Here is a 26,322-nt window from a genome sequence, read left to right as displayed (position 1 = left end):
CGCAGGCGCACTGGCATGTCCCATGCAACGCAAGCCCATCCGAACCACAACATGCGCGGAGTCATCGCGGGCCGTCAAGCATCCCGCACTCGTGCCCGCGCCTGGAGACAACCATGGACACCCCTCCTCGATCCGGCGGAAATGCGCCGCAGGCACACGACAGCGTCGCGGCGTGGTTCGACCCCCTGCTGTCCGAAAGGCTCGCACAGGCCGGCTTCGGCACGCTGCAACAGCTGGCGCAGCGCATCAACGATGCCGGAGTGACCTGGTGGTATCCGGTGCGGGGCATCGGCGTGAGGCGGGCCGAGCGCGTCGTGCAATGGCTGCGCGAGCAGCAGGAGAGCACGGGCATGCAGGTGGACCTGCGCTGCGTTCGCGAACACGGACGCGCCCGTCCGGCGCCCTGCGATGCCACCCCGACGGCTGCGGCGCGCGGCTCGGATAATGCGCGCTTCGTGTCAGCAGCAACAGAGCAAGGATGAGCGCAGCGGATTTTCTTTTTTCTCCCGAAGTACAGAAGCTGCTCACGGTCCTGTACGCGGCGCCCGCCGATCAATGGTTCCCGACCGCCGAGCTCGCTCGCCGGACCAGGCTGGCCGAGCCCGAAGCCGCCGCCACCGTCGAGCATCTGGTCGGCAGCGGCATCGTGAAGCGGCAGGCCGCGAAGGGCGAGGAGCAGCCCGAGGCCATCCGGATCGACCGCTCCTTCGTCTTCCACGACCAGCTGCGCAGCATCGCGCTGCGATCCTTCGCGGCGGCGGAGCCGATCCGTTCCATGCTGCGCTCCAAGTTCAAGGACTCGGTCGTGCGCGCCCTGGTGCTGGGCGAGGACGCGCAAGGCACCATCGAACTGCTGATCGCGCACGGCCAGCTGGTGCCCGACGAAGCCGCCATGGCGGCGGCATGCCAGAAGCTGTCGAAGTCGATGGGCCGGCACCTGAATGTGCACGTCGTTCCGCTCGCGCGGCTCAACGGCATGCCCGCGCGCGATCCGCTGGCTGCGAAGCTCTCCGCGCCCACGGTGCACGAGATCATCGCGCTGGGCGACACCAAGGCGGCGCTGCCCGCCGAGCGCGGCGGCCTGCTGCAGGCGGCCAGGAAGAAGCTGGCGACGCTGGGCAGGCCTTAGCTGGCAGGCCCCGGAAAAGCGAAAAGGGCCTGCTCACCGAAGAGCAGGCCCTTGCCTGAATCAGGAACCGGGAAGACCGGCTTCAGAACGGAATGTCGTCGTCCATGTCGTCGAAGCCCGACGACGACTTGGCCGGTGCCTGGCGCGGAGCCGGCGCGGGCGCGCGCGGTGCGGCCGCGGGTGCGCGCGGGGCGTAGCCGCCACCGCCGCCGCCACCACCGCCTTGCGAGTAGCCGCCGCCACCGCCATAGCCGTCGTCGTCGCTGGGACCCGACGGACCGCCCTGGCCCTGGCGGCTGCCGAGCATCTGCATCTGGTCGGCGCGGATCTCGGTGGTGTACTTTTCGATGCCGTCCTTGTCGGTCCACTTGCGCGTGCGCAGGCTGCCCTCGACATAGACCTGCGAACCCTTGCGCAGGTACTGGCCGGCGATCTCGGCCAGGCGGCCGTTGAAGACGATGCGGTGCCATTCGGTGGCTTCGCGCATTTCGCCGCTTTGCTTGTCCTTCCAGCGATCGGTGGTGGCCACGGTGACGTTCGCGACCTGGTCGCCGCTCGGGAATGTACGCATCTCGGGGTCGCGCCCCAGATTGCCGACGACGATGACTTTATTGACCGATGCCATATGCACTGCCCCTGATAAGTGGATGGAGGAGAAGGTTGAGAAGAACCCTCGATTGTGCCCCAAGGCGACTGCCCGCAATCCCCTGAGGTGCCAGAATGGCCCGGACCGATGAATCGCGAACCCGACTTTTTCGAGCATCTGCGCGCCGAGCTGTCCAGCGGGCGGATCTGGCTCGACCGTGCCATCGTGCTGGGCTACGCCATCGCGGCGGGCCTCTTCGTGGTGGGCTTCACGCTGGCCAGCGACTGGGTCTTCGGCCAGTTCCACCGCTTCTACCGCGCCTGGCCCTGGGCCCTGCTGCTGACCACGCCGCTGATCACGGCCGGCATCGTCTGGTTCACCCTGCGCTTCTTTCCCGGCGCGGGCGGCTCGGGCATCCCGCAGATCAAGGCCGCGCTGCACCCGGCCCTGCCCGACGAGCGGCGCTTCGTGTTCGCCTCGCTGCGGCTGACGGTCGCGAAGATCGGGCTGGGCGTGGCCGGTTTCGCGGCCGGCCTGTCGATAGGGCGCGAGGGCCCCTCCGTGCAGGTGGCGGCGGGCGTGATGCAGCACGCGCGGCGCTGGCTCTCGCCCAACACCGCCATCGACGGGCGTGCGCTGCTGGTGGCCGGCGGCGCGGCCGGCATCGCGGCGGCCTTCAATGCGCCGCTGGCGGGCGTGGTGTTCGCCATCGAGGAGCTGTCGGGCCGGCTCGAGGCTCGCTCCAGCGGGCTGATCATCACGGCGATCGTGCTGGCCGGCCTGGTGGCGGTCTCGGCCTTCGGCAACGTCAGCTACTTCGGCGTGATCCGCGTGCCGCGGCTGGGCTGGGACGTGCTCGGGCCGGGCCTGCTGGTCACGCTGTTGAGTGGCGCCGCGGGCGGGCTGTTCGCGCGGCTGCTGATCGCCTCCCTCACCGGCACGGCCGGGCGCTTCAACCGCTGGCGGGCGCGCTTTCCGGTGCGCTTCGCGGCCGTCGGCGGACTGGCTGTGGCCGTCATCGGGCTGGTCACGGGCGGCGTCACCTTCGGAGCGGGCTCGGAGGCGGTCAAGCAGATGCTGCAGGGGCATGACGAGCTCACGCCGCTCTACACGGTGCTCAAGTTCGTCGCCACCTGGCTCACGGCGTGGTGCGGCGTGCCGGGCGGGATCTTCGCGCCGTCGCTGTCCATCGGCGCGGGCATCGGCGACGCGGTGGCGCGGCTGGCCGCCAGCGAGCACGGGCCGGCGCTCATCGCCATGGGCATGGCCGGCTTCCTGGCGGCGGTGACGCAGGCACCGCTCACCGCCTTCATCATCGTGATGGAGATGGTCGACGGCCACTCGATGGTGCTGAGCCTGATGGCGGCCGCGATGCTGGCCAGCCTGGTCTCGCGCATGATCAGCCGGCCGCTGTACGACACGCTGGCCGAGCACATGGTGAGCCGCGCGATCAGCACCTCCGCCGGCACCGAAGCGGTGCACCCGCCGCCTGCAGAAACCCCGAAGTCCGAACCGCCGGTTCCCTCCGGCTCGCCATGAAATCGTGGGCGGTCTATCATGTCCGGTTGCCCTCGGACGATCGCCTGCCTTGAATTCAAAAGCCACCGCACCCACCGCCCGTAGCGAAGCCGACGCGGAAAGCGCCCGCGACGCGGAACTCGAACGCAACACCTACCTCGGCGCAGTGCTGGCGCAGCAGCGCATCAGCATCCGCGGCGCGCGCACGCACAACCTGAAGAACGTCGATCTCGACATCCCGCGCAACAAGCTGGTGGTCATCACCGGTTTGTCGGGCTCGGGCAAGTCGAGCCTTGCCTTCGACACGCTGTATGCCGAAGGGCAGCGGCGCTACGTCGAGAGCCTCTCGGCCTACGCGCGGCAGTTCCTGCAGCTCATGGACAAGCCCGACGTCGACGTGATCGAGGGCCTATCGCCCGCGATCAGCATCGAGCAGAAGGCCACCAGCCACAACCCGCGCTCCACCGTGGGCACGGTGACCGAGATCCACGACTACCTGCGCCTGCTCTACGCGCGCGCCGGCACGCCCTACTGCCCCGACCACCACCTGCCGCTGCAGGCGCAGACGGTGTCGCAGATGGTCGATGCGGTGCTGGCGATTCCCGACGAGCCGCGCCTGATGATCCTGGCGCCCGTGGCACGCGAGAAGAAGGGCGAGTTCGTCGAGCTCTTCGCCGAGATGCAGGCCTCCGGCTACGTGCGCTTCCGCGTCGACGGGCAGATCTACGAATACAACGACCTGCCCAAGCTCAAGAAGACCGAGAAGCACGACATCGACGTCGTCATCGACCGCCTTCGCGCGCGCCCCGACATGCAGCAGCGCCTGGCCGAGAGCTTCGAGGCGGCGCTGCGCCTGGCCGAGAGCCGCGCGATCGCGCTGGAACTGGGCGCGGAAGGCGCTCCCGACAAGGAGCACCTGTTCAACGCCAAGTTCGCCTGCCCGATCTGCCACTACTCGCTGTCGGAGCTGGAGCCGCGCCTGTTCTCGTTCAACTCGCCCGTGGGCGCATGCCCGACCTGCGACGGCCTGGGCAGCCGCGAGGTGTTCGATCCGGCGCGCGTGGTGGCCTTTCCGTCGCTGTCGCTCGCCAGCGGCGCCATCAAGGGCTGGGACCGCCGCAACGGCTACTACTTCAGCATGATCGAGAGCGTCGCCAAGCACTACAAGTTCGACGTCGACGCACCCTTCGAATCGCTGCCGGCCTCGGTGCAGCAGGTGCTGCTGTACGGCTCTGCCGCCGAGGAGATCAAGTTCAACTACACCATGGAGTCGGGCAACTTCGCGGGCAAGAAGCTCACGAAGAAGCACCCCTTCGAGGGGATCATCCCGAACATGACGCGGCGCTACCGCGAGACCGACTCGGTGATGGTGCGCGAGGACCTCGCGCGCTTCCGCAACATGCAGCCCTGCCCCGACTGCGGCGGCTCGCGCCTTCGCCCCGAGGCGCGCAACGTGTTCCTGGTCGACGAGAGCGGCGCGGACAACGGCACCGAGCGCCCGCGCATGGCGATCTTCGAGCTCAGCCGCCTCACGCTGCGCGATTCGCTCGGCTGGTTCGAGAAGCTCAAGCTGCGCGGCGCCAAGGCCGAGATCGCGGAGAAGGTGGTGCGCGAGATCGGGCTGCGCCTGAAGTTCCTCAACGACGTGGGCCTGAACTACCTGAGCCTCGACCGCAGCGCCGAGACGCTGTCGGGCGGCGAAGCGCAGCGCATCCGCCTCGCCTCGCAGATCGGCTCCGGCCTCACCGGCGTGATGTACGTGCTCGACGAGCCCAGCATCGGCCTGCACCAGCGCGACAACGACCGCCTCATCGGCACTCTGAAGCACCTGCGCGACATCGGCAACAGCGTGATCGTGGTCGAACACGACGAGGACATGATCCACGCCGCCGACCACGTGATCGACATGGGCCCCGGCGCCGGCGTGCACGGCGGGCGCGTGATGGCGCAGGGCACCTGTGCCGAGGTCTCGTCCAACCCCGACTCGCTCACCGGCCAGTACCTCTCGGGCGCGCGCAGGATCGAGGTGCCGAAGCACCGCACCGCGTGGCTGCCTTCGACGAAGCAGCCCGCCTTCCATGAAGGCAGGAAGCCCCCGCGCTTTCCGCCGAGCCCCGCCGCCGAGCGCCGCGCCGCGCGCGAGGCCGCGCACCTCGCCACGCAGACCGACCTGCAGGAGATCCGCGTGGTCGGCGCCACGGGCAACAACCTCAAGAACGTGAGCGTGGCCTTCCCCGTCGGCTTGCTGACCTGCGTGACGGGCGTGTCGGGCTCGGGCAAGTCCACGCTGGTGAACGACACGCTCTACACGGCGGTCGCGCGCACGCTCTACCGCGCGCACGAGGAGCCGGCGGCGCACGAGTCGGTGGAAGGCATCGAGTACTTCGACAAGGTCATCAACGTCGACCAGAGCCCCATCGGCCGCACCCCGCGCAGCAATCCGGCCACCTACACGGGCCTGTTCACGCCCATCCGCGAGCTGATGGCCGAGACCAACACCGCGCGCGAGCGCGGCTACGGCCCGGGGCGCTTCAGCTTCAACGTGGCGGGCGGGCGCTGCGAGGCCTGCCAGGGCGACGGCGTCGTCAAGGTCGAGATGCACTTCCTGCCCGACGTGTACGTGCCCTGCGAGGTCTGCCACGGCCAGCGCTACAACCGCGAGACGCTCGAAGTGCTCTACAAGGGCAAGAACATCGCGCAGATCCTGGAGATGACGGTCGAGGCCGCGCACGACTTCCTCAAGGCCGTGCCCACCATCGAGCGCAAGCTGCGCACCCTGCTCGACGTGGGCCTGAGCTACATCAAGCTGGGCCAGTCGGCCACCACGCTGTCGGGCGGCGAGGCGCAGCGCGTGAAGCTCGCGCTCGAACTCAGCAAGCGCGACACCGGCCGCACCCTCTACATCCTCGACGAACCGACCACCGGCCTGCACTTCGCAGACATCGAGCTGCTGCTGAAGGTGCTCCACCAGCTGCGCGACGCGGGCAACACCATCGTCGTCATCGAGCACAACCTCGACGTCATCAAGACCGCCGACTGGCTGATCGACATGGGCCCCGAAGGCGGCGCCGGCGGCGGCACGGTGGTGGGCCAGGGCACGCCGGAGGACATCGCGGCGAACGAGGCGAGCCATACGGGGCGTTACCTGAAGCGGCTGCTGGAGCAGAAGTAGCCGCTGCTGGCGCCTGCAGGCCGTTCATGGACTGTGCGGGCGCTGAAGGGATCGGACCTCCGGACGCAGAGGACGCGAAGATCACGCAGAGGTCGGAGAGACCGAAAACATTCTTGTGTTTTCCTTTCGCGCCCCTCGCGAAACCTTCGCGTCCTCTGCGTCCGGCTGCGCGCTCCTGATCCTGCCTCTCAAGTCGTCGTCTGCACGTGCAGGCGGCTCGTCTTGCAGCGGTGCAGCGCGCGGTAGTGCTCCAGCGGCCGGCCGTTGGCGCCGTAGGCGATCGATTCGATGCGCAGCAGCGGCTCCGGCTGCGGCAGGTTGAGGAGGTCGCAGGTCTCGGCGTCGGGCAGCACGGCGTCGATCCAGCGTTCGGCGCGCACCAGGCGCAGGCCGTACTGGCGGCGCAGCACGTCGTAGAGCGAGCGGTCGTCCAGGCGCGTGCGGTGCAGGCCGGGTGCCAGGTCGGCGGGCACCACGGTCTCCACCAGCAGGCGCAGTTCGCCGTCGACGCTGCGCAGGCGCTTGAGCGCCACCACCTGCGTGTCGTCGGTCAGGCCGAGCGAGGCGGCCTCCTGCTCGGTGGGAGCGCGCAGTTCCTGCGTGAGGATCTGCGTGCGCACCGAGCGGCCCTTGCGTTCCATCTCGTCGGAGAAGCCGAGCACGGTGGAGACGAAGTCCTCGTCGCGCTCGCGCGCCGACACGAAGGCGCCGCGGCCCTTGATCTTGTAGATGAGGTTGTTGCGCACGAGGTCGGCCAGCGCCTCGCGCACCACGATGCGCGAGATGCCGAACTGCTCGCCCAGCTCGGCCTCGGACGGCAGCTTGGCGCCGATGGGCAGCACGCCCTGCAGGATCTGCATGCGAAGCGCGTCGCGGAACTGCGCCCACAGCGGGGACTCGGAGTCGCGGTCGAGCACGGTCGAAATTTCGGTCGGAGAGTTCACGTCGAAGCTTGGCCCAGGGCCTGAGGAGTCATCAATGATGCATCGAAAGACGCCGGTGCATCGGCGGCCACCGGCGAAAGCCGCACGCCGTGGCGCTCGCGCAGCGCAGTGGCGCAGGCGTGCAGCTCGGCGTGCTGCTGCGCAGCGTCCCAGCCCAGCGCATCGGCGGCGATGCCTGCGATCTCGGCGAGCGCGGCGTCGGTGACCAGCCCGCGGATGGCCAGCAACGTGCGGCGGATCACGAGGTCGTCGAGATGCACCACGCCGGTCTCGAGGCAGAGATACGAAAGCTCGGCCACCGAATAGCCGGGCGCGTGGCGCAGCGGCATGTCGCCCGATGCGGCGAGGCGCTGCGCCAGCGGCAGGGCCTTCGATCCGTAGCGCTTCAGCAGCACCTGCGCGCGCGTGCGGCTCATGCCGGAGGCGGCGACCAGGCGATCGAGAAAACGCTCGGTCGCCTGCGCATCGGCCGGCAGCTCGGCGCCGCCGCCGATCGGCAGCATGTCCGTCGATGCCGTTCGCGGACGGCCCAGTTGCTTGAGCACTTCGTCGACGGCCTCTTCCGCGAGCGCGCGGAAGGTCGTCCACTTGCCGCCGACGAGGCCGACGACCGGAATGTCGCGCGTGGCGCTGGGCGGATCGAGCACCACCGAGTGGTCGCGCGAGATCTGCCCCGGCTTGTCGGCGTCGGAGCGCGCAAGGGGCCGCACACCGACGTAGGTGTAGACCACGTCGCCGCGGCCGAAGCGCAGGTTGGGGAACACCTCTGCCAGCACTTCGAGCAGGTAGTCGACTTCCTCGGGCTCTGTCTCGATCCTGTCGGGGTCGTCCACGGGGATGTCGGTGGAGCCCACCAGCACGCGGTCGAGGAAGGGGTAGACGATGCACACGCGCCCGTCCACCGCCTCGAAGTAGGCCATGCGGCCCTGCAGCGCGTCGCGCAGCGCGGGATGGTCGAGCACGAGGTGCGAGCCCTTGGTGCCCATCACGCGCGGGCCGGCACCGCCGAGCACCGCAGTGCTGCGGTCGAGCCACGCGCCGCTGGCGTTCACCACGGTGTCGGCCGTCACGCGCACCAGCGCGCCGGTGATCTCGTCGCGCAGCGTGATGATGTTGCCGGCGCAGCCCATCACTCGGCAGTAGTTGGCCGCGGCCGATCGCGGCTGGTCGCGGCAGGCGTCGCCGATGAGTTCGAGGATGAGCCACTCGGGGTGGCTGATCCACGCATCGAAGAAGGTGGCCGTCCAGCGCACCGCCGAGCGGAACAGGCTGCGGTCGCCCGGGGGAACGCGGCTGATGCGGTGGTTGGGCATCACGCGCTGGCGGCGGCCGAGCAGGTCGTACAGGCGAAGGCCCGCGGCCACCGCCAGCAGTCCGCGTGTGCGCTGCGGCGGCTTGCGGCCGAAGAACTTCAGCGCGCTGCTCATGAGCCCACCGAAGAAGCTCGACAGCGGCACCACCGTCTTCAGCGGCTGCACCAGGTGCGGCGCATTGCGCAGCAGCAGGTTGCGCTCGCGCGTGGCCTCGGCCACCAGCGAGAAGCTGCCGTTCTCCAGGTAGCGCAGCCCGCCGTGGATCATGCGCGAGGGCGCGCTGCTGGCGCCCGCGCTGAAGTCGCCCTTGTCGACGATGAGGCAGTCCACGCGCTGCAGGCACAGGTCGCGGAACACGCCCACGCCGTTGATGCCGGCGCCGACGATGACGGTGGAGAAATGTCGGTCCGCGAGCGACGCGGGGCGCACGAAGGGCAGTTGCCACGCGCTCATCGGGAGACCTCCGCGCAGCGCGCTGCGGTGCTGCCGGCGGCGGCCGTCACGCCGCCCGCCAGATGGGAAAACACAGGAGACATGGTGTCGATCAGTTCGTTGAAGCCGGCGTTGAAGTCGGCATGGGCGCGCGCCAGGGCGGCGTCGGGTTCGACGGTGTCGCAGGGCGCGAGCAGCGCGCTGCCTTGCTCCGCTCGGTCGATGCCCTGCGACATGGCGGCGTAGATGGCGGCGCCGCGCGCCCCGGTCTCGTCGTCGGCGCAGCGCTCCACTGGATGGCCGAGCAGGCCCGCGAGCAGGCGCACGAGGCGGGTGTCGCTCGCGCCGCCGCCAAGCACGGTGCACGCGGACACAGGCAGCCCGCAGGCCGTGAGCCGCGCGATGTGGCGCGCATGCAGCGCCGCGACCGCATCGACCACCGCGCGCGCCATGTCGCCGCGCGTGTGATGGCTCTTGAGGCCGACGAAGCCCGCGGTCACGCCGCCGCCTCCGTTCACGAAAGGCAGGAAGCGCAGCCCGCCCGCGCCCAGCGGCACCGACATCGCGAGGTCGACCACCGCACGCGCATCGGGCAGGCCGAGCACGCCGGCCAGCCACGCGATGTTGGCCATCGAGGAGGGGCTGTTCTCCATGTAGAGCCGCTTGTCTCCGCGGCCGAAGTTGACGACGGCGGCCACGGCGGGCTTGGGCTCGATCACCGGCCCGATGACGGCGTTGACGCACCAGGTGCCGAAGACCGACACCGCGCGCGAGCGCCCTTCGGCGCAGATCGCGGTCATCGAGGCCAGCAGGTCGATGGCGCCCATCGCCACCGGAATGCCCGCGGGCAGGCCGCACAGCGCGGCCTCCGAAGGCCGCAGGCTGCCGACGATCTCGCCGCTGGGCACCAGCGGACCGAAGACGCGCGGCCCGAGATCGGCGATGCCCGAGGCATCGAAGGCCGCCTGCGACCACGTGCCCGTTTCGATCGACACCAGCCCGGCCGTGCTCGCGTCGCTGGCGTCGGTGGCGATCTCGCCCGTCAGCAGGAAGCCGAGGTAGTCCTTCGCGAACATCAGCCGGCGCACCGCGCCGCGCTGCACGGCGTCGGTGCCCAGCAGCTCGGCCGCGATCACCGTGGGCTGGCCGGGCCAGGGCTGGCAGCCCACGTCGGCGAAGAGCGCCGGGCCGTGGCCGAGCGCGAGGGAGCGGGCGCGCGCGTCGGCGCGCTGGTCGGTGGAGGCCACTGCCCGTCCGCCCACGAGCTCGTTGCGCGCGTCGAGCGCATAGAGCCCGGCGCCGTGGCCGGTGCAGCCGATGGCGCGGACCTCCGACACGCGGTCTCCGAGTTGATGGGCGACGTCGCGCAGCACGTGGGTCAATGCGGCGCGGATGGCCGCGGCCCCCACTTCGCATCCCCCTCCGGGCAGCCGGTCGTGCGGCAATGGCATTCGTGACAGGGCGACGCTGCGGCCGTTCCCGGCTTCGAGGGCCAGGGCTTTCAGGCTGCTCGACCCCATGTCGATGCCGATCAGTATGTTGGGCTTCATGTCATAACAGCTTCGGCTGAATAAAAGCGGCCTGCCAGTAGCGTTTCCCCTAGTTATCCCTCCAAATGGCCAGCGCGTACATTCTAGCCTGTCATAACAACTTATGTGACAAAGCGGTTCCGAGAGCTGCCCTGAAAAGCGGCATCCACAAGCTGTGCACCCAACGTGAGGAGACAAAGAATGAGGCGTAATTTCCTGAAGTCCGCCGCGGCCGCCGGCATCGGCCTGGCCGGCGCGAGCGCATTCGCGCAGCAGCAGGCGGCAGCCCCCGCCGCCGGCGGCGGCCTGCGCGGCAACCCCAGCGACGTCTACGTGATGAACGTGATGGTGTCGGGGGTCGAGTACTGGTTCCCGGTCTACGAAATGATGAAGCAGCTCGGCCGCACGCTCGGCGTTCGCACCCGCTACACCGGCACGCCCGAGTACGACGTGAACAAGCAGCTCGCGTCCTTCGAGCAGGAGCTGGCGCGCAAGCCCGCGGGCATCCTGCTGCACCCGATGAACCCCGACCCGTTCATCGAGCCGATCAACCGCGCCGCGGCGATGGGCATCCCGGTCGTCACCTTCGCGGCCGACTCGCCCAACTCCAAGCGCACCTCCTTCGTCACTTCCGACAACGACCGCGAGGGCAACCAGGCGGCCGACGCCATCGCCGCGTCGCTGGGCGGCAAGGGCGAATACGCGGTGCTCGAGAACCCCGGCCAGGACAACCACGACCGCCGCATCGCCGCCTTCATCAACCGCATGAAGACCAAGCACCCCGGCATGAAGCTGGTGGGCCGCGCAGCCAGCAACCAGGACCCGAACAAGGCCTACCAGGCGGTGCTGAGCCTCGCGCAGGCCAACCCGAACCTGGGCGCCCTGTTCATGCCCGAGGCCAACTCGGCCCTCGGCGCGGCGCAGGCCAAGGTGGAGACCAAGAAGAACATCAAGGTGATGTGCTGCGACGTGAACGCCAAGATCCTCGACATGATCAAGTCGGGCGACGTGTTCGGCGCCATCAACCCCAACCAGGGCATGCAGGGCTACATGGGCATGATGATGCTGTTCCTCGCCAAGAACCCCGGCCTCATCGACCCGATGAACGACGCCAAGCGCAACGGCACCAACCCGATGTCGGTGCCCTTCCTGGACAACGGCCTGTCGGTGGTCAGCAAGGCCAACGCCGACGACTTCTACTGGGACAAGTACCTCGCCCGCCGCGGCACCAAGGGAATCGGCGAGTGAACGCAGTGGGCGCATTGCTCGAACTGCGCGGCATCAGCAAGCGCTTCGGCGCTTCGCGCGCGCTCACGGGCGTGGACTTCTCGCTGCGCCGCGGCGAGATCCACGCCCTTTGCGGCGAGAACGGCGCGGGCAAGTCCACGCTGATGAACATCATCGACGGCATCCACCAGCCGGACGAGGGCGCGATCTCGCTCGACGGCAAGAAGGTGGTGATCGACGGCCCCGCGCACGCGATGCGCCTGGGCATCGGCCTGGTCCACCAGGAGATCGCCCTGTGCGGCGACGCCACGGTGGCCGAGAACATCTTCATGCCGGAGATCAACGCCGGCAGGAGCGCGTGGATGAACTACGCGAGCCTCGACGAACGCGCCGCCAAGGTGCTGCAGCGGCTGGGGCAGGACATCGACCCCGCCGCGCTGGTGAAGGACCTGAGCATCTCCACGCAGCAGCTCATCGAGATCGCCAAGGCGCTCACGCTCGACTGCAAGGTGCTGATCCTCGACGAGCCCACGGCCGCGCTCACCGACAACGAATCGGCCGCGCTCTTCCGGGTGCTGCACGACCTCAAGGCGCAGGGCATCGGCATCATCTACATCAGCCACCGCATGGCGGAGATCTTCGCGCACTGCGACAGCGTCACCGTGCTGCGCGACGGCCGCCACGTGCACACCGGCCCGCTGGCCGAGCTCGATGCCGACGGCCTGGTGCGACGCATGGTCGGGCGCGACCTGGGCAACTACTACCCGCCGAAGCAGGAAGAACCGGCATCGGGCGAGCACGTGCTGGAGGTGACCGACATCGCCGACGGCGAGCGCGTGCACGGCGTGTCGTTCAGGCTCGGGCGCGGCGAGATCCTCGGCATCGCGGGGCTGATGGGCGCCGGCCGCAGCGAGCTCGCGGAGACTATCTGCGGCCTGCGCACCGCGCGCAGCGGCAGCGTGCGGCTGCGCGGCAGGCCGCTCACGATCCGCAAGTACAGCGACGCGCTGCGCGAAGGCATCGCCTACCTCAGCGAGGACCGCAAGGCGGCGGGCGTGTACCTGGAGCTGCCGATCGCGCAGAACATCGCGTCGATGGCGCTCGCGCGCGTGAGTTCGCGCTTCGGCCTGCTGCAGCGCGCCGCCGAGCACAAGCTGGCCGTCAGCCTCGGTGCGCGGCTCAAGCTCAAGTCGGACGGCGTGGACATCGACGTGGCGAGCCTGTCGGGCGGCAACCAGCAGAAGGTGGCCATCGCCAAGCTGCTGGCCACCAACCCGTCGGTGCTGCTGATGGACGAACCCACGCGCGGCGTGGACGTGGGCGCCAAGTCGGAGATCCACCACATCCTGCGCGACCTGGCCAGCCAGGGCGTGGGCGTGATCGTGATCTCCTCGGAGCTGCCCGAGATCATCGGCCTGTGCGACCGCGCGCTGGTGATCCGCGACGGCCGGCTAGCCGGCGAGGTGCAAGACAAGGACATGACGGAAGAGGCCCTGCTGCGGCTGGCCTCCGGACTTTGCGAAGAGGAAACGACAGCATGAACTACCCAGCACAACTGGACGCGGGCGCCGCGGGCCTGACGCCGCCGCAGACGACCGAGGGATCAGGAGGAGGAACGAAAGGAGGCCCAGTGAAACCCGCCAGCAGGCTCGCCAGCATGCGCGAGCTGGGCCTGTTGATCATCATCGCCGCGCTGTGCGTGGGCATGAGCTTCGCATCGCCCTACTTCCTCACCTGGGACAACGTGCGCGCGATGCTGCTGTCGTTCTCCATCGAGGGCATCGTGGTGGTGGGCATGACCATCCTGCTGATCGTCGGCGGCATCGACCTGTCGGTGGGCTCGGTGGTGTGCTTCGCGATGGTGATCACCGGCAAGCTCTTCCTCATGGGCTTCGATCCGTGGACGGCGGGGCTCATCGCCATCGCGGCCAGCGCCATGATCGGCGCGATGATCGGCGGCTGCGTCACGCGCATCGGGCTGAACCACTTCATCGCCTCGCTGGCCTTCATGGTGATCGTGCGCGGCCTGTGCCTGGCGCTCACGCAGGGCACGCCGCAGTCGCTGTTCTCGCTGCCGGCCGAGTTCAAGTTCATCGGCCAGGGCACGCTCTTCGGCGTTCCGGCGGTGATCCTGATCTTCCTGGCGATCGTGGTGGTGAGCGACTTCGTGCTGCGCCGTTCCTCGCTGCTGCGCCGCGTGTTCTACACCGGCAGTAACGAGAAGGCGGCGCTGTATTCGGGCATCCGCGTGGGCCACGTCAAGTTCTGGGTCACGGTGCTGTGCGCCGCATCGGCCGGCCTCGCGGGCGTGATCTACACCGCGCGCTTCGGCGCCGCCACGCCTACCTTCGGCGTGGGCATGGAGCTCAACGTGATCGCCGCAGCGGTGATCGGCGGCGCCAGCCTCAAGGGCGGCTCGGGCACGGTGCTCGGCGCGGTGCTGGGCCTGGCGCTGCTGTCGGTGGTGACCAGCTCGCTGATCCTGCTGGACGTCTCGCCCTACTGGCAGGACGTGATCAAGGGCGTGATCCTGCTCGCGGCCGTGACCATCGACCACCTCATGAACACGAGAAAGACCAAGCGATGAACAACATCAGCACCAGCAACGCATCGGCCATGAAGAAGACCACCTTCGGCCCCTCTGGCATCGAGTGCTCGGCCATCGGCCTGGGCACCTGGGCCATGGGCGGATGGATGTGGGGCGGCGGCGACAACGCGGCCGCCGTGCTCGCGATCCATGCCTCGCTGGATGCGGGCGTGAACCTGATCGACACCGCGCCGGCCTACGGGCTGGGCCGCTCCGAGAGCATCGTCGGCACCGCGCTGAAGGGCCGCCGCCACGAGGCGGTGATCGCCACCAAGTGCGGGCTGGTGTGGCACACCCGGAAGGGAACGCACTTCTTCGAAGAAGACGGCCACCCGGTGTACCGCTACCTCGGGCGCGAGTCGATCATCCACGAGGCAGAAGAGAGCCTGAAGCGCCTGCAGACCGACTACATCGACCTCTACATCACGCACTGGCAGGACGCCACCACGCCCGTGGCCGAGACCATGGACGCACTGCTCGAGCTCAAGAAGCAGGGAAAGATCCGCGCCATCGGCGTGAGCAACGTGAGCCCCGAGACGCTGGCCGAATACCTGCAATACGGCCCGGTCGATGCCGCGCAGGAACGCTACAGCCTGATCGACCGCGAGATCGAGCAGACGCTGGTGCCGCTTTGCACGGAGAACAACGTGGCGGTGCTGGGCTACTCCTCGCTCGCGCTGGGCCTGCTCGCGGGCCCCATCGACCCCGAGCGCAAGTTCACCGGCGACGACCAGCGCGCGACCAACCCGCGCTTCAGCGCCGACAACCGCGCGAAGCTCAAGGCCTTCTTCGAGGAGCTGGAGCCGCTGCGCCGGCAGCTCGAATGCTCCTTCGGCCAACTCATGATCGCCTGGACGCTGGCGCGCGGCAGCGTGTCGGTGGCGCTGTGCGGCGCTCGCGCGAGCAAGCAGGCCATCGAGAACGCGGGCGCCGGCTCGGTGCGCCTGCACGACGCGGCGCTGGAGCTGATCGACGGCGCCGCGAGCAGGCACCTGGGCTCGCTCGGCTAAGCCCTCCTCTCTTCTGTCACACATCAACAAGCAAGGACTTCTCTCCGTATGTCGAAGGACAAGACCGCACGCCTGAACCGGCTGCTCAACAACGGGCGCTGCCTGGACATCGCGCTCGACCACGGCGTGTGCAACGAGCCCACCTTCCTCGAAGGCCTCGAGGACATGCCCGCGGTGATGGAGCGCCTCGTGGCCGCGCGCCCCGACGCGATTCAGCTCAACTACGGCCAGTCGGACCTGCTGCAGGACCGCCCGGGCCGCGACAAGCCTGCCCTCGTGATGCGCATCGACATGGGCAACCCCTACAACGCCACGCGCCACCGCGTGATGTGGGCGGTGCTGCAGAACGAGCACGACCCGGTGCTGCCCGCCGTGCAGCAGGATGCCGCCTGCGTAGTGGTCAACCTCTTCATGCTGCCCGACGAGCCCGACCTGTTTCGCCAGTGCGTGCAGAACATCGCGCGCGTTCGCGCCGACTGCGACCGCTACGGCATGCCGCTGATGATCGAGCCGCTGGTGATGCAGGCACCGTCGGCCGGCAGCCGCTACTCGGTGGACGGCGATGCCGAGAAGATCGTCACGCTCGTGCGCCTGGCGCGCGACATGGGCGCAGACATCGTCAAGGCCGACCCCACCACGGATCCCAAGGACTTCCACCGCGTGGTGCAGGCCGCGCGCTGCCCCGTGCTCGTGCGCGGCGGCGGCCGCGAGGACCTGCAGCAGGTGTTCGCGCGTTCGCGCGTGCTGATGGACGAAGGCGCCGTCGGCATGGTGTACGGGCGCAACGTCTACCAGCACGGCAATCCGTCGGCGGTGGTGGACGCGCTGATGGCCATGATCCACCGCGGCGCGAGCGCCAAGGAGGCATGGGACATCTACGAATCGGGTGGCGCGAAATGACATGACGAAGACGCGCCCTCTCTAGGAGGAGGAAACAAGGAAGAAAAGCCTCACGGCGGGCGGCGGATGCGTCGCCCGCCGGGGTACGTCCTGCGCGCGCGTTTTCCATCCCACGCGCGGCAGGCGGCAAGGAGGAGAAGAGAGAGACAAGAAGACAACAAGACAAGACGGACACGGAAGTTAGTTGGCCAAGAAGAAAACGGTTCCCCTGCGGACTTCAAACAACCTGGAGGCAACGATGAAAATCCGGTATTACTTGATGGCGTTCCTGCTGCCGTTCGTCACGCTGCTGACGCACGCGGCAATCACCGGGGTCAGTGCGATGACGACCCTGAGCAACATGGCGACGGCGATGGCCGAAGCCGTGGCCGACCCGCTGCCGCTGCAGGGGCCCGGCCTGGGCAATCTCACCTACACCTCGGCGGAGCTGTTCAAGCCGGTCTCGATGATCACGAGCGCCGCGCACCCGCTGGACCCGGCGCACAGCAACGCCTACGAGTCGCGAGAGGTGCCCGCCACCTACCCGGGCCGCAAGGACTACGGCATGAACGCGGGCATCATGATCAACGGCTACTTCCTGACGTCCTTCGCGCCGGACAGCGGCCTCGGCCCGGGCGGCTTCCTGCTGTACGACATCTCGAACCCACGCCAGATCAAGCTCGTGAAGAAGATCTACGAGCCCGAGGGCCGCACGCAGGAGTTCCGCGAGACGCACTCCTTCGGCACCGCGAAGATCGGCGGCAAGACCTACGTCACGCTGCCGAGCATCAACGGCATCGAGTTCTGGGACTTCACCGACGTCAACGACATCAAGCAGGTGAAGAAGCTCGCGCTGCCCGGCGTCAACGGCGGCGACTACGAGAACGTGGCCTGGCAGCTGTGGTGGCAGGCGCCCTACGTGTACGTGGCCTCGGCGGGCCGCGGCATCTTCATCGTCGATGCCTCCGACCCGGCCAACGCGGTGGTGGCGAACCGCGGCGCGAACAAGCCCAACCCTGTGCCAACGGGCGAACTCGGCGGCTTCCGCGTCGGCCCGATCTTCACCATCGGCAACCACATGGTGCTGAGCTCGATGGACAACACCGCGGGCTTCTCCAGCCTCGACATCTCCGATCCGCTGAACCCCAAGGTGCTGGACGCGATCGGCTCCAACCCCAACTACTACGCCACCTGCTTCGACGGCAAGACCCTGCACGCATCGGCGCGCGGCGGCGGCGCCAAGATGTACAGCTACGACCTGAGCGACCGCTCCAAGTTCGTGGCCGAGGACAACCGCCTCGTCGTCGACGAGCAGCTCTACTGCGCCACGCAGGACAGCTACGTCTTCCAGGGCGCGCAGACGCGCATCCACAAGGTCGACGTGAGCAATCCGCTGAACCACGTCGAGGTGGGCCGCGGCAGCATCCTGCGCGAGGACGATCCGAACTTCTCGCACTCGGACAACGGCCAGGTCGCGGTCTTCGGCAATCTGGTGTTCGTGGGCAACGACCACGGCTCGGGCAGCGGCTTCATCGTGCACCAGGTCGACCCCGACACCACCAAGCCCGAGGTGCGGCAGGTCTCGCCCGCCAACAACGCGAAGCAGCAGGCGCTGACCTCGCGCATCGGCCTGGGCATGAGCGACAGCATCCTGCCCGACAGCGTGAACTCCAACACCTTCATCGTGCGCCCGGTGGGCGGCAACACGCTGGCGGGCACCTACAGCGTGCAGCTGGGCATCATCAACTTCCACCCCGCGCAGCCGCTGCAGCCCGGCACCAGCTATGAAGTGTTCCTGCCGGCCAACGGCGTGAAGGACTATGCGGGCAACGCCATCGCCGCGGACTACAAGTCGGTGTTCCACACCGGCAACGCCGCCGAGATCGGCCTGATGCACCACTGGACGCTGGCGGGCAACCTCTCCGACCAGATCGGCAACAACAACGGCACGCCCGCCACCGGCGACGCCTTCGAGAGCATCGGCCTGAACTTCGCGAACCGCACGGCGGGCGTGACGCTCAAGAGCGACAGCGTGGCGACGGTGCTCGGCGGCAGCGCCTCGGTGAGCCTCTACATGAAGACCACGCAGGCAGGCGGAGCCAACTCCTGGACGGCGCCCGGCATCTTCGGACGCGACCAGTCCGGCGGCGCCGACGATGTCTTCTGGGGCTGGCTCGACAACGGCGGGCGCATCAAGCTCTCGGTGGGCAACGATGCCGGCACCGTCTCCACCGCGGCGGTGAACGACGGCAACTGGCACCACGTGGTGATGACGCGCGACGCCGCCTCCGGCGCGCAGGCCCTGTACGTGGACGGCGTGAAGACCACCTCCACCGGCCCCACAGGCAACAAGGGCCTGTCGAACAAGTTCGCCGTGCTCGGCCAGATCCAGGGCAACACGGCGCTCTTCAAGGGCACGCTGGCGGAAGTGCGCGTCTACGGCCGCGTGCTGAGCGACACCGACGTGAGCACGCTGCGCAGCCAGGCCATCATCGGCGACCCCGGCATCGGCGGCGGTCCGAAGCTGGTCAACGGCCAGCTGGTGTTCAACCCGGCCACGCTGGGCAGCAGCGGCGCGCAGTACCGCTGGAACTTCGGCGACGGCACGCAGACCGCCTACGCGAACCAGCCGAACTACACCTACACCTACACGCGCCCCGGCCACTTCACGGTGACGCTGACGGTGAAGGACGCCAGCGGCCGCGAAACCTTCTACACCTACAACCTCACGGTGATCATGCCGATGACGCCGAATGCGCCGACGCACAGCACCAACATCGCGGGCGACGCGAACTCGGTGTATTCGGTCAACCCCGACAGCGGCACGGTCGCCGCCATCGACTCGCAGAGCCTCGTCAAGCGCTGGGAAGTGCGCGTGGGCGACGAGCCGAAGACGCTGGCCGTGGGCCCCGACGGGCGCATCTGGGTCACGGTGCAGGGCGAGGACAAGCTGGTGGCGCTCAACGCCGCCGACGGCAGCCTCTCGGCCACCGTGCCGCTGGCCTACGGCAGCGGCCCCTACGGCGTGGCCTTCACGCCCGACGGCACGAAGGGCCTGCTGACGATGGAGAGCAAGTCGATACTGATGAGCTTCAACCCGAGCACCGGCGCCACCACCGGCGCGGTCGCGCTCGACGGCGCGCTGCGCGGCATCGCGGTCGAGTCGGGCTCGCAGGTGGCCTACGTCACGCGCTTCAAGTCGAAGATGACGGGCGGCCAGCTGCACAAGGTGAACCTGCAGAGCATGAGCGCCATGAGCACGATCGCGCTGCCGGTGGACACCACCACGATCGACACCGAGAACCGTGCGCGCGGCGTGGCCAACTACCTGAGCCAGGTGGTGATCTCGCCCGACGGCGCCCGTGCGGTGCTGCCCTCGAAGAAGGACAACATCGTGCGCGGCAAATTCCGCGACGGCAACAACCTGGTGCACGACCAGACGGTGCGCTCCATCCTGTCGCAGGTCAACCTGCAGACCGCGGCGGAGGTGTTCGCCGAGCAGATCGACTTCGACGACCGGGCGCCGGCGCGCGCGGCCCTGTTCTCCCCCTCGGGCGACTACCTGTTCGTCGCGCAGATGGAAGGCAACCGCGTCGCCATCGTCGATCCGTACAGCCGCGCGGTGCGCGGCGAGATCAACGCCAGCAGCGCGCCGCACGGCCTGTACCTCGACGCGGTGCGCAAGCGCCTGTTCGTCAACAACTTCCTGGCGCGCTCGGTGACGGTGCATGACGTGGCATCGGTGCTCTCGTCGGAAAGCAACGTGCCGACCTTCCTGCAGACGGTGTCGACCGTGGCGGCGGAACCCATGTCGGCGGCGGCGCTGCGCGGCAAGCAGGTGTTCTACAACGCGTCGGACCGCCGCATGAGCAAGGACAACTACATCTCCTGCGCGAGCTGCCATGCGGACGGCGGCGACGACGGCATGGTGTGGGACTTCACCCAGCGCGGCGAAGGCCTGCGCCGCACCATCAGCCTGCAGGGCCGGCGCGGACTGGGCCACGGCAAGCTGCACTGGACGGCCAACTTCGACGAAGTGCAGGACTTCGAGAACGACATCCGCAACGAGTTCGGCGGCCTCGGCTTCCTGACCAACGCGGACTTCGCGGCCACCTCCGACCCGCTGGGCGCGCCCAAGGCCGGCAAGAGCGCGCAGCTCGACGACCTCGCGGCCTACCTGAGCTCGCTGACCAAGTACATGCGCAGCCCGGCGCGTGCGGCGGACGGCAGCCTCAGCGTGGACGCGGCGCGCGGCCAGACCGTGTTCAACACGGCCCAGTGCGCGACCTGCCACACCGGTGCCACCTTCCGCGACGGCGTGCGGCATGACGTGGGCACGATCCAGGCCTCCTCGGGCAAGGGCCTGAACCAGCCGCTGGCGGGCGTGGGCTTCGACACGCCGACGCTGCTGGGCACCTGGAACACCACCGCGTTCTTCCACAACGGCCAGGCGGCCACGCTGCAGGACGTCCTCACGAGCGGCCACGGCAATGCCTCCAGCCTGCCGGCCAACGACGTGGTGGCGCTGCGCGAATACGTGCGCTCGCTCGACAACGACCCGACGCCGGTGGTCTCGCGCATCCGCTCGAACCACAGCAACCTGTGCGTGAACGTCCGCGGCGCCTCGACGGCGAGCGGCGCGACGGTGGTGCAGTGGCCGTGCGGCAACGACGGCAACGAGCGCTTCACCATGACGCAGACCAACGACGGCTTCGTGCAGTTCAAGGTCGAGCACAGCGGTCTGTGCCTGGCCCAGAGCGGCACCGCGACGACCAACGCCGCGGTGGTGCAGCTGGCCTGCTCGGCCGGCACCACCACGCAGTGGAGCCTGGTCGGCTCGACCCTGCGCAACCGGGCCTCGGGCTCGTGCCTGGACGTGCCGAACAACGCGACGACGCAGGACACGGCGCTGATCACCTGGACCTGCAACGGCGGCAACAACCAGAACTGGACGCAGCTTCAGTAGACCTCCAGGCTTCGCGCACTTCGTGTCGCTTCGCCACCCCCCTTCCGGGGGCAACACCTGCGGCCCGGCGAAGCCGGTTCCGCGATGTTCCGCGAAGGAGCCGCCCGTTTTCACGGGCGGCTTTTTTTCTTTGTGGCGTTGCATCTGCTGCGCGCCGGCCATGACTTCCCACGTCATGGACCGTGCGCAGGCGCTCTGGGAAAGTACGTCCATCGAGGAAGCAACCAGTGCCTCGATTCACCAACCAACCAGGAGAAAACACATGACCGGCTTCAACATCCTTCCCCTCGCAGTGGCCCTGCTGATCGGCGTCGCAGCCCTCGGCTCGTGCCTGGGCATCGGGCTGGTCGGCCAGAAGTTCCTCGAGAGCACCGCGCGCCAGCCCGAGCTGGTCGACACGCTGCAGACCAAGTTCTTCCTGGTGGCGGGCGTGACCGACGGCGCGTTCATCATCGCCACCGGCATCGGCCTGTGGTTCGCGACCGCCAACCCCTTCGGCTGAGCAGGAAGGAGACGGCGCATTGGCACCATTCGTGCTAGCACTGTTGACACCAAATTGTTTACAGCTAAAGTATTTAGCTATCAACGGTTTGATGTCGCCGGTGCCGCATGGGGCGGTGCCGGTGCGTTGTCTGCATCCTTCCCGCCGGAGAATCCATGCGCCACCTGCCCCCGAAGTCGCCCGCGCTGCCGCGCACCCTGCTCTCGCTGCTGCTGTGCGGCTCGGTCCTCGCCACCGCGGCGTCCGCCACCGCCGCCCCCGTCAAGGTGGGCCTGGCCCTCGACATCTCCGGACCTTTCGCGGCGTTGGGCGCCGAGGCGCGCGACGGCTTCGCGCTCGGCATCAAGCAGCTGGGCGGCAAGCTCGGCGGGCAGGACGTCGAGTTCGTCCAGGCCGACATGGCCGGCAGCCCCGACCAGGCCAAGCAGCTGGTCGACCGCATGATCCAGCGCGACAAGATCGACCTGTTCAGCGGCCCCATCGGCTCCAACGTGGCGCTGGCCGTGGGCCCGACCCTCTTCAACGCCAAGGTGCCGTATCTCTCGGCCAACGCCGGCCCGAGCCAGTTCGCCGGCGCGCAGTGCAATGCCTACTTCTTCGGCACCGCCTACCAGAACGACCAGTTCCACGAGGCCGCAGGCAAGTTCGCGCAGGACCGGGCCTTCAAGAAGATCGTGCTGATCGCTCCCAACTACCCGGCCGGCAAGGACGCGCTGGGCGGCTTCAAGCGCCAGTTCAAGGGCCAGGTGGCCGACGAGCTCTACACCAAGCTCGGCCAGATCGACTACGCGGCCGAACTCGCGCAGCTGCGCGCGGCCAAGCCCGACTCGATCTACTTCTTCCTGCCCGGCGCGATGGGCATCAACTTCATCAAGCAGTTCGTGGGTGCGGGCCTGTCGAAGGACATCACGCTCGTGACCAGCGGCTTCTCGGCCGACGAGGACGTGATCGGCGCCGTGGGCGAGCCCATGCTCGGCCTGTTCAACACCTCGCACTGGGCGCACGACCTCGACAACGCCGCCAACAAGGCCTTCGTTGCCGCGTTCCGCAAGGAATACAACGGCCGCTACCCGTCGGTGTATGCGGCACAGGCCTATGACGCTATCCTCGCGATGGACGCCGCCGTGAAGCAGGCCGGAGGCAACGCGCAGAACCGCGAAGCCGTGGTGGCCGCGCTGAAGAAGGCCAACTACGCCTCGACGCGCGGCAACTTCAAGTACGCCAACAACCACTATCCCGTCGAGAACTTCTACCTGCGCGTGATCGGCAAGGATGCGCAGGGCAAGGTCACGAACAAGCTGATCAACACCGTGCTCACGAACTACGGCGACAGCTACGCAGATAAGTGCCCATTGAAGTAAGCCGAACCCCTGTGGCGACAGCAAAGCAAGAGCTTGGTGCATGGGGAGAGACCGAGGTCTCCAAGAAGTGCGCATGCCCAAGCTGCAAAAGATCCAAGACGCTCAAGCGTCTACCCGCGAACTTCAAGTGCGCAGACCTCATTTGTGACTTCTGCGGCTATCTTGCGCAAGTTAAGTCAATGTCTGTGCGCAAGCTGGCTCCCATGCCCAAGCAGATCCTCGGAGCGGCCTGGGGACCACAAAGAGAACGAATGGATGCGGGAATTTACTTCCCGCTGTTTCTCGTATTGAAGTCTCCGACGGAGACTGCCATTTACTACTTGCCCTCGGACTTTCAAAGCCCCGCGCTCTTTGCCGCGCGTGCACCGCTTTCTTCCTCTGCCAAGAGAGCGGGATGGCAAGGCTTCGTCTACGTTCTCTCGGCCATCCCCGAAGGTGCCCTTGTTCGGCTGCTCTAACTTGATATGACCGGAATCCTTGTTCTCGAGCAACTGCTCAACGGCCTCGGCTACGGCCTGATGCTGTTCCTGCTGGCTGCGGGGCTCACGCTGGTGTTCGGCATCATGGATGTGCTGAACCTCGCGCACGGCTCGCTCTTCATGGCCGGCGCCTACGTGGCGGCCGAGGCGCACACGCGCACCGGCTCGTTCGCGGCGGCCATCGTCATCGCGGTGGCGGTCACGGTGATCGTGGCACTCCTGCTCGAAGTACTGTTGATGCGACGGCTCTACACGCGCGACCACCTCGCGCAGGTGCTCGCCACCTTCGGCGTGATCCTGGTGGCCGACGACATCGTGAAGATGGCCTGGGGCCCTTCGCCGGTGATGGCGCCGACGCCCGCCGCGCTCTCGGGCCCGATCGACCTCGTGGAGGGCCTGCCCTACCCGGCCTATCGCCTCGTGATCCTCGTCGGCGGCCTGCTGGTGGCGCTGGCGCTGTACCTGCTGGTGAACCACACGCGCATCGGCATGCGGGTGCGCGCGGGCGCCTCCGACCGGCCCATGGCCGAGCTGATGGGCGTGCGCGTGGGCCGCATCTTCAACGGAGTGTTCCTTCTCGGCGCGGCGCTGGCCGCGCTAGCGGGCGCGCTGATGGGGCCCATCGTCGCGGTGCAGGTCGGCATGGGCGAGGCGATCCTGATTCCGGCGCTCGTGGTGCTGGTGATCGGCGGCATCGGTTCGGTGCGCGGCGCCTTCGTGGCCGCACTGCTCGTGGGCGTGGTCGACACCGTGGGCCGCGCCTTCGTGCCGATGCTGCTGCGCGCCACGCTGCCGCCCGCGACCGCGGCGGACCTGGGCCCGCTGTTCGCCGAAGTCGCGATGTACGCGCTGATGGTGGTCGTCCTCATCTTCCGGCCCTCGGGGCTCTTCTCGGCACGCGCATGAAGACATCGTCAAGCTACATCGGCCTCGGGCTGCTCTTCGTGCTGCTCGCCGCGTTTCCGCTGGTCGCGCCCGTCTTCGGGCTCGAGTTCTACATCGGCTTCGTGCGCCGCGTGCTCGTCGTGGCGCTGGCCGCCGCGAGCCTCAACTTCATCCTCGGCTTCGGCGGCATGGTGGCGCTGGGGCACGCGGGCTTCATCGGCGTGGGGGCGTACACGGTGGTGGCGCTCAGCGACGCGGGCGTGATGTCGGGCTGGCTCATGTGGCCCGCGGCCGCGCTCGTGGCCGGCATCGTCGCAGCGCTGATCGGCACGGTGGCGCTGCGCACGCGCGGCGTGTACTTCATCATGACCACGCTGGCCTTCGCGCAGATGCTGTACTTCGTGGTGGTGTCGCTGCGCCGCTATGGCGGCGACGACGGCTACACGCTGATGTCGCGCCCCGCGCTGCTGCCGGGCCTCGACCTGGGCAGCGAGGCGAACTTCTACTGGGTGGTGCTGGCGATCGTGGCGCTCGCGCTGTGGTGGCTGCACCGCGCGACGCGCTCGCGCTTCGGCCATGCGCTGATGGGCATCCGCGACAACGAGACGCGCATGCGGGCGCTGGGCTATCCGGTGTTCCGGCTGCAGCTGGTGGCCTTCACCATCGCGGGCGCCATCGCGGGGCTGGCCGGCGCCCTGCTCGCAGGCGGCAACGGCTTCGTCAGCCCGGCGACGATGCACTGGACGCAGTCGGCCACGCTGCTGGTGATGGTGGTCATCGGCGGGCTCGGGCGCAGCTGGGGCGGGCCGGTGGGTGCCGCCGTCTGGCTGGTGCTCGAAGAAGCCTTGAAGCAGCACACGGAGCATTGGCACATGCCGCTGGGGCTGCTGCTGATCGCCGTGGCGTTGTGGGCACCCAAGGGACTGGCCGCACTGTACAAGCGCCGCATGCCCCTCACCCCAACCCTCTCCCCAGAGGGGCGAGGGAGCAAGTCATGAGCCTTTTCAGAATCGAAGGGTTGGTCAAGCGCTTCGGCGGACTGCTGGCGACCGACCATGTAAGCCTCACCGTGGAGCGCGGCGAAGTGCATGCGCTGATCGGACCGAACGGCGCCGGCAAGACCACGCTGGTGAACCTGATCACCGGCCTGCTGAAGGCCGATGCCGGGCGCATCCTGCTCGACGAGGTCGACATCACGAAGCTGAAGGACCACCAGCGCGTGGCCGCCGGCATGTCGCGCTGCTTCCAGGTGACGCGCGTGTTCCCGAAGGAGACCGTGCACGACAACCTGATGCTCGCGGCGCAGGCCCATGCGGGCAGCAGCCTGCGCTTCATGGCGCCGCGCGCGAAGGAGCGCGACCTCGTCGATCGCGCCATGGCGCTGGCCGACCGCGTCGGTCTCGGCGCCGAGCGCACACGCATCGCGGGCACGCTGCCGCACGGCGCGCAGCGCGCGCTCGACGTGGCGCTGGCGCTCGCTGCCGAACCCAAGCTGCTGCTGCTCGACGAACCGATGGCAGGCATGGGCCCCGACGAATCGGCGCGCATGGTGGAGCTGATCGAATCGCTGCGCGCGTCGATGGCCATCCTGCTGATCGAGCACGACATGGACGCGGTGTTCCGCCTCGCCAACCGGCTCACCGTGCTGGTGCAGGGCAAGGTGCTGATGAGCGGCACGGCCGACGAAGTGCGGGGACACCCCGACGTGCAGGCCGTCTACCTCGGCACCGAAGCAGAGGGGCATACATGACTCGCCCCCAGGCTGCGCGCACTTCGTGTCGCTTCGCCCACCCCCTTCCGGGG

At 68.4% G+C, this 26,322-nt stretch carries 20 protein-coding genes; 16 read left to right on the top strand and 4 right to left on the bottom strand.

Features of this window, described 5'->3' with window-relative positions; all coding sequences use genetic code 11:
• Positions 1–113 precede the first annotated feature (113 nt).
• Entirely contained in the window at positions 114–482 is a 369-nt protein-coding gene (locus tag G369_RS0118595; RefSeq protein ID WP_019655530.1) for a phage integrase family protein, read from the top strand.
• On the top strand, positions 479–1,129 hold the full coding sequence (locus G369_RS0118590; protein ID WP_019655529.1) for a hypothetical protein: 651 nt from the start codon (positions 479–481) through the stop codon (positions 1,127–1,129). Before G369_RS0118595 ends, G369_RS0118590 begins: the two co-directional genes overlap by 4 nt.
• A gap of 82 nt (positions 1,130–1,211) precedes the next feature.
• Here the strand turns inward: G369_RS0118590 and ssb are convergent, their stop codons facing one another.
• Positions 1,212–1,754 (bottom strand): single-stranded DNA-binding protein, encoded by a 543-nt coding sequence (gene ssb / locus G369_RS0118585; protein WP_019655528.1) that lies wholly within the window; start codon positions 1,752–1,754, stop codon positions 1,212–1,214.
• 108 nt (positions 1,755–1,862) lie between these two features.
• On the opposite strand from ssb, the gene G369_RS36045 reads away from it, so the two are divergent.
• Both G369_RS36045 and uvrA read left to right on the top strand, forming a co-directional pair.
• Positions 1,863–3,254, top strand: coding sequence for a chloride channel protein (locus G369_RS36045; RefSeq protein WP_019655527.1), 1,392 nt, complete (start codon positions 1,863–1,865; stop codon positions 3,252–3,254).
• 145 nt (positions 3,255–3,399) lie between these two features.
• Complete coding sequence (uvrA, locus tag G369_RS0118575) at positions 3,400–6,405, top strand: excinuclease ABC subunit UvrA (RefSeq protein WP_244164357.1); 3,006 nt, start codon at positions 3,400–3,402, stop codon at positions 6,403–6,405.
• Between the two features lie 188 nt (positions 6,406–6,593).
• On the opposite strand, the gene G369_RS0118570 is transcribed toward uvrA, so the two are convergent.
• Genes G369_RS0118570 through G369_RS0118560 form a run of 3 tightly spaced genes read right to left on the bottom strand, consistent with a single transcriptional unit; the run spans position 6,594 to position 10,644 of the window.
• Complete coding sequence (locus G369_RS0118570; protein WP_019655526.1) at positions 6,594–7,349, bottom strand: GntR family transcriptional regulator; 756 nt, start codon at positions 7,347–7,349, stop codon at positions 6,594–6,596.
• Positions 7,346–9,115, bottom strand: coding sequence for a glycerol-3-phosphate dehydrogenase/oxidase (locus G369_RS0118565; protein ID WP_019655525.1), 1,770 nt, complete (start codon positions 9,113–9,115; stop codon positions 7,346–7,348). Before G369_RS0118565 ends, G369_RS0118570 begins: the two co-directional genes overlap by 4 nt.
• On the bottom strand, positions 9,112–10,644 hold the full coding sequence (locus G369_RS0118560) for an FGGY family carbohydrate kinase (protein ID WP_019655524.1): 1,533 nt from the start codon (positions 10,642–10,644) through the stop codon (positions 9,112–9,114). The genes G369_RS0118565 and G369_RS0118560 overlap by 4 nt, the downstream gene beginning before the upstream one ends.
• Before the next feature lie 180 nt (positions 10,645–10,824).
• Here G369_RS0118560 and G369_RS0118555 point away from each other — a divergent pair, with 180 nt between their 5' ends.
• From G369_RS0118555 to G369_RS0118500, 12 genes are all read left to right on the top strand, one after another.
• Positions 10,825–11,871: a substrate-binding domain-containing protein gene (locus tag G369_RS0118555; RefSeq protein ID WP_019655523.1), complete on the top strand. Its 1,047-nt coding sequence runs from the start codon at positions 10,825–10,827 to the stop codon at positions 11,869–11,871.
• Positions 11,868–13,391, top strand: coding sequence for a sugar ABC transporter ATP-binding protein (locus G369_RS0118550; RefSeq protein ID WP_019655522.1), 1,524 nt, complete (start codon positions 11,868–11,870; stop codon positions 13,389–13,391). Before G369_RS0118555 ends, G369_RS0118550 begins: the two co-directional genes overlap by 4 nt.
• Positions 13,388–14,437, top strand: a complete 1,050-nt coding sequence (locus G369_RS0118545; RefSeq protein ID WP_019655521.1) for an ABC transporter permease — start codon at positions 13,388–13,390, stop codon at positions 14,435–14,437. Before G369_RS0118550 ends, G369_RS0118545 begins: the two co-directional genes overlap by 4 nt.
• Complete coding sequence (locus G369_RS0118540) at positions 14,434–15,447, top strand: aldo/keto reductase (protein ID WP_019655520.1); 1,014 nt, start codon at positions 14,434–14,436, stop codon at positions 15,445–15,447. The genes G369_RS0118545 and G369_RS0118540 overlap by 4 nt, the downstream gene beginning before the upstream one ends.
• 48 nt (positions 15,448–15,495) lie before the next feature.
• Positions 15,496–16,347 (top strand): class I fructose-bisphosphate aldolase, encoded by an 852-nt coding sequence (locus tag G369_RS0118535; protein ID WP_019655519.1) that lies wholly within the window; start codon positions 15,496–15,498, stop codon positions 16,345–16,347.
• A 238-nt stretch (positions 16,348–16,585) separates the two neighbouring features.
• On the top strand, positions 16,586–21,292 hold the full coding sequence (locus G369_RS0118530) for an RICIN domain-containing protein (RefSeq protein WP_019655518.1): 4,707 nt from the start codon (positions 16,586–16,588) through the stop codon (positions 21,290–21,292).
• Between the two features lie 262 nt (positions 21,293–21,554).
• A complete protein-coding gene (gene atpE, locus G369_RS0118525) occupies positions 21,555–21,794 on the top strand; it encodes a F0F1 ATP synthase subunit C (protein WP_012745530.1) in 240 nt (79 codons plus the stop codon).
• A gap of 155 nt (positions 21,795–21,949) precedes the next feature.
• Positions 21,950–23,155: an ABC transporter substrate-binding protein gene (locus G369_RS0118520; RefSeq protein WP_019655517.1), complete on the top strand. Its 1,206-nt coding sequence runs from the start codon at positions 21,950–21,952 to the stop codon at positions 23,153–23,155.
• Entirely contained in the window at positions 23,140–23,613 is a 474-nt protein-coding gene (locus G369_RS0118515; protein WP_347876440.1) for a DpnI domain-containing protein, read from the top strand. The genes G369_RS0118520 and G369_RS0118515 overlap by 16 nt, the downstream gene beginning before the upstream one ends.
• A gap of 6 nt (positions 23,614–23,619) precedes the next feature.
• Positions 23,620–24,540, top strand: a complete 921-nt coding sequence (locus G369_RS0118510; RefSeq protein ID WP_019655516.1) for a branched-chain amino acid ABC transporter permease — start codon at positions 23,620–23,622, stop codon at positions 24,538–24,540.
• A complete protein-coding gene (locus G369_RS0118505; RefSeq protein ID WP_019655515.1) occupies positions 24,537–25,517 on the top strand; it encodes a branched-chain amino acid ABC transporter permease in 981 nt (326 codons plus the stop codon). The genes G369_RS0118510 and G369_RS0118505 overlap by 4 nt, the downstream gene beginning before the upstream one ends.
• Positions 25,514–26,269: an ABC transporter ATP-binding protein gene (locus tag G369_RS0118500; RefSeq protein ID WP_019655514.1), complete on the top strand. Its 756-nt coding sequence runs from the start codon at positions 25,514–25,516 to the stop codon at positions 26,267–26,269. The genes G369_RS0118505 and G369_RS0118500 overlap by 4 nt, the downstream gene beginning before the upstream one ends.
• The last annotated feature ends 53 nt before the right edge of the window (positions 26,270–26,322 follow it).

The organism is Variovorax atrisoli 110B (genome assembly GCF_000382045.1).
GTDB classification, from domain to species: domain Bacteria; phylum Pseudomonadota; class Gammaproteobacteria; order Burkholderiales; family Burkholderiaceae_C; genus Variovorax; species Variovorax atrisoli.
This window is presented reverse-complemented; position numbering and strand designations above follow the sequence as displayed.

What these genes read in the sequence shown, in the direction of transcription:
- G369_RS0118595 (WP_019655530.1), top strand. Translation starts at nt 114, where the DNA reads ATGGACACCCCTCCTCGATCCGGCGGAAATGCGCCGCAGGCACACGAC.
- G369_RS0118590 (WP_019655529.1), top strand. Translation starts at nt 479, where the DNA reads ATGAGCGCAGCGGATTTTCTTTTTTCTCCCGAAGTACAGAAGCTGCTC.
- ssb (WP_019655528.1), bottom strand. Translation starts at nt 1,754, where the DNA reads ATGGCATCGGTCAATAAAGTCATCGTCGTCGGCAATCTGGGGCGCGAC.
- G369_RS36045 (WP_019655527.1), top strand. Translation starts at nt 1,863, where the DNA reads ATGAATCGCGAACCCGACTTTTTCGAGCATCTGCGCGCCGAGCTGTCC.
- G369_RS0118565 (WP_019655525.1), bottom strand. Translation starts at nt 9,115, where the DNA reads ATGAGCGCGTGGCAACTGCCCTTCGTGCGCCCCGCGTCGCTCGCGGAC.
- G369_RS0118560 (WP_019655524.1), bottom strand. Translation starts at nt 10,644, where the DNA reads ATGAAGCCCAACATACTGATCGGCATCGACATGGGGTCGAGCAGCCTG.
- G369_RS0118555 (WP_019655523.1), top strand. Translation starts at nt 10,825, where the DNA reads ATGAGGCGTAATTTCCTGAAGTCCGCCGCGGCCGCCGGCATCGGCCTG.
- G369_RS0118545 (WP_019655521.1), top strand. Translation starts at nt 13,388, where the DNA reads ATGAACTACCCAGCACAACTGGACGCGGGCGCCGCGGGCCTGACGCCG.
- G369_RS0118540 (WP_019655520.1), top strand. Translation starts at nt 14,434, where the DNA reads ATGAACAACATCAGCACCAGCAACGCATCGGCCATGAAGAAGACCACC.
- G369_RS0118535 (WP_019655519.1), top strand. Translation starts at nt 15,496, where the DNA reads ATGTCGAAGGACAAGACCGCACGCCTGAACCGGCTGCTCAACAACGGG.
- G369_RS0118530 (WP_019655518.1), top strand. Translation starts at nt 16,586, where the DNA reads ATGAAAATCCGGTATTACTTGATGGCGTTCCTGCTGCCGTTCGTCACG.
- atpE (WP_012745530.1), top strand. Translation starts at nt 21,555, where the DNA reads ATGACCGGCTTCAACATCCTTCCCCTCGCAGTGGCCCTGCTGATCGGC.
- G369_RS0118520 (WP_019655517.1), top strand. Translation starts at nt 21,950, where the DNA reads ATGCGCCACCTGCCCCCGAAGTCGCCCGCGCTGCCGCGCACCCTGCTC.
- G369_RS0118510 (WP_019655516.1), top strand. Translation starts at nt 23,620, where the DNA reads ATGACCGGAATCCTTGTTCTCGAGCAACTGCTCAACGGCCTCGGCTAC.
- G369_RS0118505 (WP_019655515.1), top strand. Translation starts at nt 24,537, where the DNA reads ATGAAGACATCGTCAAGCTACATCGGCCTCGGGCTGCTCTTCGTGCTG.
- G369_RS0118500 (WP_019655514.1), top strand. Translation starts at nt 25,514, where the DNA reads ATGAGCCTTTTCAGAATCGAAGGGTTGGTCAAGCGCTTCGGCGGACTG.